Here is a 12239-nt window from a genome sequence, read left to right on the forward strand (position 1 = left end):
GACCCCGGGCCTGATCCTGACCCCGGGCCTGATCCCGGCCCCAAGCCCGATCCCGGCCCCAAGCCGGACCCCGGCCCCAAGCCCGATCCCGGCCCCAAGCCGTCGCCGACGCCACGGCCGCTGCCCGACACCGGAGCCTGACCGCACGGCAGGGGCCCCACCGACTGGTCGTCGATGGGGCCCCTGCTCGGTCGGCGCGCTGGTCACCTTCACCCTGACCAATGTCGGCGTGTTCGGCATCGAGTCGGGAACGCCGGTGATCAACCGGGACGAGTCGGCGATCCTGTGCATGGGCTCCATCGACCGCAAGCCCTGGGTGGTCGGTGAGGGCGCCGACGAACGGATCGAGCCGCGCTGGGTGACCACGATCTCGCTGAGCTTCGACCACAAGCTGATCGACGGTGAACAGGGGTCGAGGTTCCTGCACGAGGTGGCCTCGATCCTGTCGAACCCGGAGTTGGCCTTCCTGTACTGAGTTTGTTGCGGGGGATGACCCCCTGCACCCCCACGCGGGGGATGACCCCCGGCACCCCCCCGCGGGGGATGACCCCCGGCACCCCCCCGCGGGGGATGACCCCCGGCACCCCCCCGCGGGGGATGACCCCCGGCACCCCCCCGCGGGGGATGACCCCCTGCACCCCCACGCGGGGGATGACCCCCTGCACCCCCAAGCGGGCGCTCACCATCCCCGGCGGGCCGTAACCTTGGGTCCACCCGCCCCTGCGCCTGTCCCCAAGGAACCCCCATGTCTGGATCTCTCGAACACTCCGATCCCCACGCGCCCACCGAAGCTCCGTCGTCCGGGGCCGACGAGGGCGACCGCGTGGGGCCACCCAGGCAGGAGCAGCAGCCGCAGGCGGGCACGACCACCGACTCAGCGACCACCACCGTCACCGCCAACATCAATGCCACGGTGACCCGGGACGCCACCTTGCTCTTCGCGGTCGCCGTCTCTGCCGACACACCCATCGAGGACGAGACGCTCACCATCACCGTGGACGGCACCAGGGTCGAGGTCGAGGAGATCGTCAGCATCGCGGGCACCCGGCTCCATCGAGTGCTCGCGCCCCCGGGCGCACTCGAACTGCGCTACGCGGCCGAGGTTCGACAGGGGGCACAGGCGGACGCGGTGACCCCTGAGGAGGAGGTGCTCTACGTCCGCCCTTCGCGCTACTGCGAGTCCGACCGCTTCAACGTGCTCGCCCCCACCCTGTTCCCCGGGCTTGCCGGCCAGGAGTTGATCACGGCGGTCGGCGAGTGGGTCAGGGACTACCTGCGCTACATCCCCGGCATCTCCGGCAGCGCGGACTCCGCCATCGACACCCTCCTGGCGGGCCAGGGCGTGTGCCGCGACTTCGCCCACCTGACCGTGACGATGCTCCGAGCGATGGGCGTCCCCGCACGCCTGACGGCCGTGTACGCCCCGGGGCTCGTCCCGATGGACTTCCATGCCGTGGCCGAGGCTGCGCACGAGGGCCGCTGGCAGGTCGTCGACTCCACTCGGATGGCACCCCGAGCCTCCCTGATCCGGATCGCCACCGGTCGCGACGCCGCCGACACCGCGTTCTTCACGGTGCTGTCAGGGGGCGTGAACTTCGGACCCGTCTGGGTCACCGCCTACGCCAACGGCGGGCTTCCGCACGAGGATCCGTCGCAGCCCGTGCATCTCTGAGGTGGTGGCCCTGCCGGCTCCTCGTCCGCGCGTGCGCAGCAACACCGGTGAAACATGGCGCCCCTAGAGTGGGGCGTGTGAGTATCCGGGTCGCGCTGCATCACGAGACCACCTACAGGTTCGCGCGGCCGGTGCGAGTGTTCCCCCACGTCGTGCGGCTGCGGCCCGCTCCGCACAGCCGGACCCGCATCGAGGCGTACTCCCTCAGCGTCACGCCGCCCGACCACTTCCTCAACTGGCAGCAGGACCCGTTCGGCAACTACTTGGCCCGCCTGGTCTTCCCGCAGCCCACCGACGAGCTGAGCTTCACGGTGGAGCTGGTCGCGGACATGACGGCGATCAACCCGTTCGACTTCTTCGTCGAGGACTACGCCTCAACCTTCCCCTTCACCTACCCCGACGCGCTCGGCCGAGACCTCTCCCCCTACCTGAGGCGGGTGGGGGCGGACGAGGACGGCACTGCCGCCGCGGCGACCGCGCGCGCCGGTGCCTCCGCGGCCGCCCACCCCTCGGACGACGCCGTCGACGCTTGGATCGAGGCCCACCTGCGCCCCACGGGAGTCTTCGACGGCGGCACCCGGATCGTCGACTTCCTGGTGGCGGTGAACCAGGCGATCCGCAGCAGCATCAACTACACCACGCGCATGGAGGTCGGGGTGCAGACCCCTGCCGAGACCCTCGCGCAGCAGATCGGCTCGTGCCGCGACTCGGCGTGGCTCCTGGTCAGCGTGCTGCGCCGCTGCGGGATCGCCGCCCGCTTCGTCTCCGGCTACCTCGTCCAGCTGGCCAGCGACGATGCCCGCGACGGTGGCCCGGCCGAGGACTTCACCGACCTGCACGCCTGGGCCGAGGCGTTCATCCCGGGAGCCGGGTGGATCGGACTCGACGCCACCTCCGGCCTGCTTGCCGGCGAGGGGCACATCCCGCTGTCGGCCACCCCGGAGCCGGAGTCCGCGGCACCGATCACGGGCGCGACCGAGGTGGTCGAGGTCTCGATGTCGTTCGTCAACGAGGTGCGCCGAATCCACGAGGACCCTCGCGTCACCAAGCCCTACACCGACGAGCAGTGGGCCCAGGTCGACGCCCTCGGGGCCGCCGTCGACGAGCGACTGATCGCTGGCGACGTCCGCCTGACCATGGGCGGCGAACCCACGTTCGTGACCTCCGGCGACACCTCGCACCCGCAGTGGGAGTCCGAGGCCGACGGCGCCGAGAAGCGCGAGCTCTCCGCCCGCCTCGCCCACCTGCTGGTGGAGCGTTGGGCGCCGCAGGGGATCGTGCACCACGGCCAGGGCAAGTGGTATCCCGGCGAGGAGTTGCCCCGCTGGCAGACCCAGATCGCCTGGCGTGCTGACGGTGAACCGCTGTGGCGGCGCCGCGACCTGCTCGCCGATCCCGAAGCTCCTGCCACCCTGCCCGCCGACGACGGTGAGCGGGCAGCCGCCGTCGAGCACCTGGCGAAGGCGATCGCCGCCCGCCTCGGCATCTCCGACGAGTTCGTGCTGGCTGCCCATGAGGACCCGGTCCAGTCCGTGCTCGACGAGGCGCGCCTCCCGCTGGGGGAGCGGCCCGGCGTGGACGACGACCCGGCGAGCACGGTCGAGGCGATCGAGGCTGCCGTGGCCGACGAGCCGCCCGCCGGCTGGGTGGTTCCGGTGTTCGTTGATCCTGACGGGGACGGGTGGGCGACTGCCCGCTGGAGGACCCGCCGCCGCGCGATCTTCCTCACCCAGGGCACCTCGGCGCTCGGCTACCGGCTGCCGCTGGACTCGGTGGCCTGGGGCGAGGCTCCCGAGATCACCCGGAACCACGAGGGCGACCTGACCAGCGATCTTCCCGCTGCGCCGGAGCGCACCGCACCGCAGGCACGAGAGGTCGGCATCGACGAGGCCCCCCGGACGGCGGTCGCCGTCCAGCCACGGTCCGGTCACGCCCACGTCTTCCTCCCACCGGTCGATCGGCTCGAGGACGGCCTGGGCCTGCTCGCCGCGATCGAACAGGCTGCCGCTGACGCAAACCTCCCGGTCGTCCTCGAGGGCTACCGGCTCCCGGACGATCCGCGCCTGGAATCCATCTCGGTCACCCCCGACCCCGGCGTCATCGAGGTCAACGTCCACCCCACGAAGACCTGGCCGCAGTTGCGGAAACTCACCACCACCCTGTTCGAGGACGCGCGCGAAGCGGGCCTGGCCACCGAGAAGTTCGACCTCGACGGCACCCACACCGGGACTGGTGGTGGCAACCACATCACCCTCGGTGGACCCACTCCGGCCGACTCGCCCTTCCTGCGGCGCCCCGACCTGCTCCGCAGCCTGGTCACCTACTGGCAGTGGCACCCCGGACTGTCGTACCTGTTCACGGGCAAGTTCATCGGCTCCACGTCCCAGGCCCCCCGCGTGGACGAGGGCCTGGCCGAGACCCTCTACGACCTCGAGATCGCCTTCGCCGAGCTCGAGGCCATGGTCGACGATCCGGCGATCAACCACGACATCGAGGCGGTCGTCCGCGAGGACTGGCGCACCGATGAGGACCCCGACGAACGCGTGGCCCGGCAGCGCTTCACCCAGCCCTGGCTGGTCGACCGCCTGCTGCGGCACCTGCTCACCGACCTCACCGGCAACACCCACCGCGCCGAGTTCTGCATCGACAAGCTCTACAGCCCCGACCAACGCACCGGCCGCCTCGGTCTGGTCGAGATGCGCGGCTTCGAGATGCCCGCCCACGCCCGGATGAGCCTGGTGCAGGCCGCGCTCGTGCGTGCGCTGGTGGCCCGCTTCTGGGAGGAGCCCATCCAGGGTCCTCTCGTGCGCTGGGGGACCCGACTGCACGACCGCTACCTGCTGCCCGCCTTCGTCGCCGCCGACCTGCGCGAGGTGGTCGCCGAGCTCAACCAGCACACCTCCCGCTGGACGCAACCGGACGGCGGCGCGGCGCCGCGCTTCGACGAGCGGTGGCGCGAGCCCTTCCTCGAGTTCCGCTTCCCGCGCCTGGGCGAGGTCCGGATCGGCGACGTCTCCCTCGAGCTGCGCCAGGCCATCGAGCCGTGGCAGGTGCTCGGTGAGGAGGTGTCGCTCGGCGGCACCGCGCGCTACGTCGACTCCAGCGTCGAGCGGGTGCAGGTGTCGGCGGTCGGCATGACCGAGGGTCGCCACGTGCTGACCTGCAACGGGGTGCCCGTGCCGACCGTCCCGATCGCCACCACCGGCTGGGGTGTCGGGCGCGACGCGACTGCAGGGGCGCGTGTCGGTGGCGTGCGCTTCCGCGCCTGGGACCCACCCTCGGCACTGCACCCCACGATCGGGGTCCACTCGCCGCTCCACTTCGACCTGGTCGACGTCCGCAACGCCACCTCGCTGGGCGGCTTCACCTACCACGTCACCCACCAGGGCGGGCTCGCCTACGACCGCTACCCCGTCAACGCGGTCGAGGCCGAGTCGCGTCGCACCAACCGCTTCGAGGAGCGTCGTACCTCCGGCAAGGTCGACGTCAGCAACTGGCCGCAACCGCACGGGCTCTTGGGCGGGGAACCGTCGGAGTTCCCGGTCTCGCTCGACCTGCGACGCTTCTCCCGCGGCCGACACCCAGCGGGTGGTGACGGGACCGACGCCACCCCGGCTGACGGTGCCCCCGGTGCGCCGGAGGGCGAGCGGTGAGTCTTGCCGAGGTCCCTCGAGCCCCACTGGCTGAGCGGTACGCCGCCGCGGTCGCCCAGCGGCGCGCGGCGCAGGGCCACTCGGCGCCCGACGAGACCATCGGGCTGGACGGAGAGATCCGCGCGGCGAAGACCTGGGAGTACCTGGAGGGCCTCGGAACCCAGGGACTGATGGCTCGACGGCGGGAGGTCGCCCGGCTGGCGCGCGACGAGGGGATCGGCGCCACCGCACCGGCGCTCGGTCCTCGCTGGCAGGTGGACCCGATCCCGCTGATCTTCGACCAGGACGAGTGGGCCCCCCTGGCCGAGGGACTCCAGCAGCGCGCCCGACTGCTCGATGCGATCCTCACCGACCTGTATGGCGAGCGACGACTGCTCAAGAGCCACCTCCTGCCTGCTGAGCTCTTCCTCGGCCACGACGGCTACCTGCTGCCTGCTGACGGCGTCACGATCCCCGGGCCGCGCCAACTGCCCGTCGCGGGCGCGGACATCGCGCGGGGGCCCGACGGCTGGGTGGTGATGACCGACCGCACCCAAGCACCCGCCGGGATCGGCTACGCGCTCGCCAACCGCCGCCTGATCACCCGGGTCATGGAGCCGCTGTTCCGTGCCTCACGGGCGAGCACGCTCCGCGGCTTCTTCGACGTGATGCAGCACGCGCTCCACCGCGCAGCGCCGCCTGGCGTGACCTCGCCCCGGATCGTGCTGCTGTCGCCCGGACCCTCGAGCGAGACGGCCTACGACCAGGCCCTCGTGGCGACGTTGCTCGGCCACCCGCTCGTCGTTGCCGACGACCTCATGGTGCGCGACGGTGCCGTCTGGCTGCGCGCCGGGGGCCGGCGCCTGCGGGTGCACGTGATCCAGCGGCGCGTGGACGGTGACTGGATGGACTCCCTCGAGCTGCGACCCGAGTCGCGACTGGGCGTCCCGGGACTGATGGCGGCGGCCAGACGGGGGGTGGTGAGCGTGGTCAACCCGATCGGCGCTGGGGTCGTCGAGAACATCGGCATGGCGCCCTACCTGAACAGGGTCGCCCGCGAGGTGCTCGGTGAAGACCTCAAGCTCGCCGCGCCCCAGACCTGGTGGTGCGGTGACCCAGCATCGCGGAGCCACGTTTTGACCAACATGGAGCGCCTCGTCCTCCGGCCGATCTCGCGCTCCAACCGGCCCACCCTTCGTCCCGGGTGGGAGATGACGGCCGCAGCCCGGGAACAGATGGCGGCGCAGATCGAGGCGGAGCCGTGGGCCTGGGCGGCGCAGGAACTCATCGACTCGTCCACGGCGCCGGTGATCACCAAGGAGGGCCTCTCCCCACGGGCCATGGTGCTCCGGACGTTCCGGATCGCAGTCGACGACGACTACGTGGTGATGCCGGGTGGCCTCGCCAAGGTGGCCTCGAACGAGAAGAAGCCTGTGGTGCAGACCGAGCGCGGCGTCATCACCAAGGACGTCTGGGTGCTCGAAGGTGCGCAGGACCCCGTCTGGAGCTTCTTGCGGCTGGTGCCGAGCGAGGAGGGCACGGGCATCGCAACCATGCCGGCGCTCACGCCGCGCGCCGCCGGCGACCTGTACTGGCTCGGCCGCTACGCCGAGCGTGCCGAGTCCACCGCCCGCCTGGTGGCGGTGGCGGACAACCTCGTGGACGACCACATCTCCAGGCCGGGGTCGGCCGGGCACACGGCGTTGGAGACCCTGCTCGACGCGGTCTCCCAGCTCACCGGTGTGACCGCCCGGATCGATCCGGACGACCGGCAGGGCGCCGTCATCGAGCAACTGCGGACCCTGCTGATCGACCAGGACCGCCTCGGCACCGTCTCCTTCGCGGTGGAACGGACGACGCAGAACGCCCTCTCCGTGCGTGAACTGCTCTCGCCCGAGACCGTCGGGATTCTCGGCAGCCTGACCGACCGTCTCGACCAGGAGCGTGAGAGCGACGACCTGTTCGACGCGCAGGGCGTCTCCAGCGCGGTGCTGCAGTCATGTCTCGCCCTCGCGGGAATCTTCGGCGAATCGATCGTGCGCGACGAGATCTGGCTGTTCGTCGACGCCGGACGCCGTCTGGAGCGGGCGCAGGCGATGGTCGGGCTGCTGCGCCACACCATCGCGGAACTGCGCTCACCGGTGGCCGAGGCCGTGATCGTCGAGATGGCGTTGCGCGTCAGCGACTCGCTGATCACCTACCGGCGCCGGATGGCAGCCGGGGTGGGCTCGGTGGTGCCGGCGATCGCCGCCCTCGAACTGCTGCTCGAGGACGCGACCAACCCACGATCGGTGCGCTACCAGCTCGATCGCCTCGTCCACCACTTCTCCGGCGACGACGGCGCCCCGATCCGCAGCGCTGTCGAGGCCGCTCGTGAACTGACCACCGACGTCGACCACGATGCGATCTTCACCGGCAACCGCGAGGGCCTGGCGAACCTGCTCACCGACCTCGACCTCCGGCTCAGGGACCTCTCGCGCACCATCGAACGTGAACACTTCGCACCACAGCGTCCGAGCCGCGCCTTCGCCGTGCCCGAGCGCGAAGGTACCGGCCAGGCAGCACAGCGCTGGAGCGGCGACGAGGCCGATCGACCGGATGGCGCCGCGTCGTGAACGGCCTGCACGGACCGCGCAGGTACTCGGTGCACCACCTGACCGAGTACTCCTACGAGGAGGACGTCACGATGTCGTTCGGGCGCGCGATGCTGCGCCCACGTGACACCCCGCAGCAGCGGGTCGACCAGCACGAGGTGGCGATCTCGCCCGAGCCGGACGTGCTCGAGGAGTCGCGGGACGCGTTCGGGAACTACTCCCACTACGTCGAGATCTCCAACCCCCACACCACCCTGGCGGTCACCAAGACCTCGACCATCGACGTCGAGTGGCCGCTGCCAGACCTTGGGGCGCTGAACGCGTGGACGGTGGCTGAGGCTGCCGCCGCGATCTGCGCGGATCCGGCCATCGACCCGTTCGAGCGGGCGGCGTTCCAGCTGCCGTCGCGGATCGTGACGCTGGGCGAGACGGAGCGCGGCTTCGCCGAGGAGTTGCTGCCCTCGTCCATGCCACTGGGCGAGGCGATCGAGACCGCGTACCGCCGCATCTACGCAGAGTTCACCTACACCAAGGGCGTCACCTCGATCTCGACCACGCTCCCGGAGGTGATCGCCGCTCGTGAAGGGGTCTGCCAGGACTTCGCCCACCTCGCCGTGGCGAGCTTCCGTGCGGTGGGGATCCCAGCCCGCTACGTGTCGGGCTACATCGAGACCTCAGCGCCTGCGGGACAGGTGAAGCTCGAGGGGTCGGACGCCTCGCACGCCTGGGCCTCGGTGATGGTGCCCGGTGGCGGGTGGGTCGATCTCGACCCGACGAACGACCACCTCGCCGACTCGCGCTACCTGGTGACCGCTTGGGGTCGTGACTTCCGCGACGTCTCCCCACTGAAGGGGATCGTCTTCACCGACGGCGGCTCGTCCAAGCTCCGGGTGGCCGTCACCGTCAAGCGGCTCGACTGACCCTCGTCGGACGAGCGTTCGCCGCGTTCGTCCGGGAGGGGTCAGGCCGTCAGCTGAGCCGGGTCACCAGGATCTCGGAGTCGCACTCGGCGTCCCCGCCGCCGGTGTAGATCGTGCGGAGCGGGGGACAGTCCTTGCGGTCGCGACCCCACCCGATGATCACGTGGCGCTCGCCGACCACCTGGGCCGTGGTGGGGTCCCAGCCGTGCCAGGCACCGTCCCAGTAGTCGATCCACGACGTGATGACGCCCGCGGCCGCAGTGCCCAGCTCAGGGCTCTGGTCGAACGACTCGAACGGGGCCCGGTACCCGGAGACGAACCGCGCGGGCACACCGGCCGCACGCAGGGCGCCGATGGTCAGGTGCGTGCGCTCGTCGTCGGACTCGGCGCTGACGAGCGCCTGGGAGAGGCGCTCCACCAGCTCTGCCGGGTTCCCGGAGGCGGAGCGGAGTTCGACGGCCAACTCGCGCGTCTCGTCGGTGGCCCCGGTCAGCGGGCCGGGCTGCAGGAACTCGTGGAAGGCGTCCTCGACCCCGGCCGCGTCGACGCGGCTGAAGTCCGTCGCCAGCGGACGGAACGGACCTGAGGTGACATTGACGTCGGACAGCATCGAGACCTGGAAGCGGGTGTGCTCCTCGGCCACCTCGAGTTCGGTGACCCGAGTGCTCCAGTAGTCGTCGTAGGTGAGGGAGAACCCGCTCGGCTCCACCGACAGCGGGTGGGAGAGAACGAGCTGCCGTGCTGTGGCCGCAGGAGCGAGGCGGACCTGCAACCGGGAGCGCACGGGCTGCGAGAAGGTGTGGGTGAGCGTCGAGTGGATCCTCAGCCGCATGCCGGCGCCTCCTTCCAGGCGTCCATGACGCCCACGCCGAGGTACCGTTCGGCGACCAGCGTGCCCACCTCGTTGCAGGTGGCCTGGACCCGTTCCATCCGCTCGGTCAGGCCTTCGTGCAGCCGCTCCGGGGGGAGGTACTCGATCTCGGCCCGCGCCCGGCCGATCAGGCGGAGGGCCTCGTCCTGTCGCGCGAAACCGCTGCGGGGTTCCAGTTCCCTGAGCGCGCTCTCGACCGAGTTCATCCCGTAGAGCAGCGACCTCGGGAAGCGGTCGTTGAGCAGCAGGAAGCTCGCCGCGTCCGCGCCAGTGCCCTCGCCGGTGTGGGCGCGCACGAAGGACTGGTGGCCGCCGGCGGCGCGCACGGCGTTGTTCCAGGCCACAGCGGTGCCGCCGTTCATCGTGGCCGCGAGGATGAGGCGAGAGGTCATGTCGACGCGCTCGAGCGAGCGTCCGAGCATCATGAACTCGAAGCCCTCGTCATGGATCATTGTCTGCCGTGCCATGCCCGAGGCCAGCACCGCCCCGTGCCTGACCTGCTGGAACGCCTGGTGCGCGGGCTTGCGCAGGAAGCTCGACCGACGCACGTCGAGGTAGGCGGTGTTGATCGCCTCCCACATGTCCAGCGAGAGCACCTCACGCACGCGCCGAGCCGACTCTCGCGCGTACTGCAGGATGGCCCGCAGGCTCGAGGGCGCGTCGAAGTCGTAGCAGAGACGGTCGAGCACGAGGCGGATGTCGACCGGTCGATCACCGCGAACCTCGTCGGCATCCTCGCCCATCGCCGCGAGCAGTGCTCGGGCGGCCTGCTCCTGGTCGGCGGTGGGATCCTCCAGCAGGTACTGGATGTTGGCGTCGAGGATCCGTGAGGTGTCCTCCGCCCGCTCCAGGTACCGCGAGACCCAGTAGAGCGAGTCCGCGATCCGGGAAAGCGTCATCGCGGTCTGTGAACGCTGGGTGCGGGCGGCCCGGGACGACGACTGCGACTGCTGCTGCGTTCCGCCGCGCTGTGACTGGGACTGGGACTGGCTGGACGAGCTCGCCCGCACGGAGTCGTCGTCCATCTGGAGGGAGGGATGGCGCGGACCGTCGGTGGCGGGCCGTGCCTCGATCCGCTCGACCTCGCCGTCGGCGAGCACCCAGGTGTCCTTGGAGCCGCCACCCTGCGAGGAGTTGACGATGAGCTGCCCCTCCTGGAGGGCCACGCGGGTGAGGCCACCGGGCAACACGCGCACACGCTCGCCGTCGTTGACCGCGAACGGACGCAGGTCGACGTGACGGGGCCCGATCGACTTCCCGGCCACGGTGGGCACCGTGGACAGCTGCACCACCGGCTGGGCGATGAAGTCGCGCGGCGCCGCCAGGATCGAGGCGCGCAGGTCCTGCAGTTCCTTGGCCGAGGCCGCCGGCCCGATCACCACGCCCTTGCCACCGGAGCCGTCGACCGGCTTCACCACCACCTCGGCGAGCCGGTCCATGACCTCCTCGCGTGCAGCTGGTTCCTCGAGGCGCCAGGTCTGCACACCCGGAAGAATCGGCTCCTCGCCGAGGTAGTAGCGGATGAAGTCGTCCACGTAGGTGCAGGTCAGCTTGTCGTCGGCGACACCGTTGCCGACGGCGTTCGCGATGGTCACATTGCCCGCCCGGGCGGACGCGAGGATGCCGGCGACCCCGAGCATCGAGTCGGAGCGGAAGTGGGCCGGATCGATGAAGTCGTCGTCGACGCGGCGGTAGATGACGTCCACACGGCGCTTGCCGCGCGTGGTCGCCGCCGTGATGCGACCGTTCTCGCAGGTGAGGTCGCTGGCCTCCACCAGCTCGACCCCCATGGTGCGCGCGAGCAGGGCGTGTTCGAAGTATGCGGAGTTGTAGACGCCCGGTGTCAGCACCACCACGGTCGGGTCGGTGACACCTGTCGGAGCGGCCGCGCGCAGGGCAGCGAGCAGCATGTTCGGGTACTCGTGCACCGAGCGAACCGGGTAGCGGGAGATGATCTCGGGGAACGCCGATGACATCGCGCGCCGGTTGGTCAGCACGTAGCTCACGCCCGAGGGCACGCGGGCATTGTCCTCGAGGACGCGCAGGGTCCCGTCGGCCCCACGGACGAGGTCGGTCCCCGAGACGTGGATGCGCACCCCGTTCGGGGGACGGATGCCGTGGGCCACGCGGTGGTAGTGCGTCGACGAGACCACGACCCGGCGAGGGATCACGCCGTCGAGGAAGACGGTGCCCGTCGAGTAGATGTCGGAGAGGAACAGTTCGAGGGCGGTGACCCGCTGGGCGATCCCGGCCTCGACGATCGCGAAGTCCTCTGCGGTCATGATCCGCGGGACCACGTCAATCGGGAAGGGCTGCTCCTGGCCCCCCACGTCGAAGGTGATGCCCTGCTCGAGGTAGGACGAGCCCACGTAGTCGGAGCGGCCCAGCACCTCGGCGTCGCTCATCCTGCCGAGCTCCTCCAGCGCCACCCGGTAGTGCGGACGGACTTGGCCGTCGTCACAGAACATCTCGTCGAAGGCGCCGGCGACCGGACTGTAGCTGCTCAGCAGCGTGAACTCGTCGGCCATGGGCCGAGTCTAGGGAACACGT

Annotated in this window: 6 protein-coding genes and 1 pseudogene; 5 read left to right on the forward strand and 2 right to left on the reverse strand. The window is 70.8% G+C overall.

The window, feature by feature from the left end:
- Positions 1-205: 205 nt before the first annotated feature.
- From IE660_RS15840 to IE660_RS08220, 5 genes and pseudogenes are all read left to right on the forward strand, one after another.
- Positions 206-475: pseudogene (locus tag IE660_RS15840) on the forward strand (2-oxo acid dehydrogenase subunit E2); the annotation flags it as partial.
- A gap of 270 nt (positions 476-745) precedes the next feature.
- Positions 746-1672, forward strand: coding sequence for a transglutaminase-like domain-containing protein (locus IE660_RS08205; RefSeq protein WP_203567880.1), 927 nt, complete (start codon positions 746-748; stop codon positions 1670-1672).
- Between the two features lie 77 nt (positions 1673-1749).
- On the forward strand, positions 1750-5325 hold the full coding sequence (locus tag IE660_RS08210; protein ID WP_203567881.1) for a transglutaminase family protein: 3576 nt from the start codon (positions 1750-1752) through the stop codon (positions 5323-5325).
- Positions 5322-7919 carry a circularly permuted type 2 ATP-grasp protein gene (locus IE660_RS08215; RefSeq protein WP_203567882.1) on the forward strand — a complete coding sequence of 866 codons (2598 nt, stop codon included), beginning with the start codon at positions 5322-5324 and terminating at the stop codon, positions 7917-7919. Before IE660_RS08210 ends, IE660_RS08215 begins: the two co-directional genes overlap by 4 nt.
- On the forward strand, positions 7916-8818 hold the full coding sequence (locus IE660_RS08220; RefSeq protein WP_203567883.1) for a transglutaminase family protein: 903 nt from the start codon (positions 7916-7918) through the stop codon (positions 8816-8818). Before IE660_RS08215 ends, IE660_RS08220 begins: the two co-directional genes overlap by 4 nt.
- Before the next feature lie 49 nt (positions 8819-8867).
- Here IE660_RS08220 and IE660_RS08225 read toward each other — a convergent pair whose 3' ends face one another.
- Together IE660_RS08225 and IE660_RS08230 are read right to left on the reverse strand one after the other, a co-directional pair.
- A complete protein-coding gene (locus IE660_RS08225) occupies positions 8868-9650 on the reverse strand; it encodes a transglutaminase-like domain-containing protein (protein ID WP_203567884.1) in 783 nt (260 codons plus the stop codon).
- On the reverse strand, positions 9641-12217 hold the full coding sequence (locus tag IE660_RS08230; protein ID WP_203567885.1) for a circularly permuted type 2 ATP-grasp protein: 2577 nt from the start codon (positions 12215-12217) through the stop codon (positions 9641-9643). The genes IE660_RS08225 and IE660_RS08230 overlap by 10 nt, the downstream gene beginning before the upstream one ends.
- Between the last annotated feature and the right edge of the window lie 22 nt (positions 12218-12239).

It is taken from the genome of Aestuariimicrobium ganziense (assembly GCF_015352975.1).
Lineage (GTDB): Bacteria > Actinomycetota > Actinomycetes > Propionibacteriales > Propionibacteriaceae > Aestuariimicrobium > Aestuariimicrobium ganziense.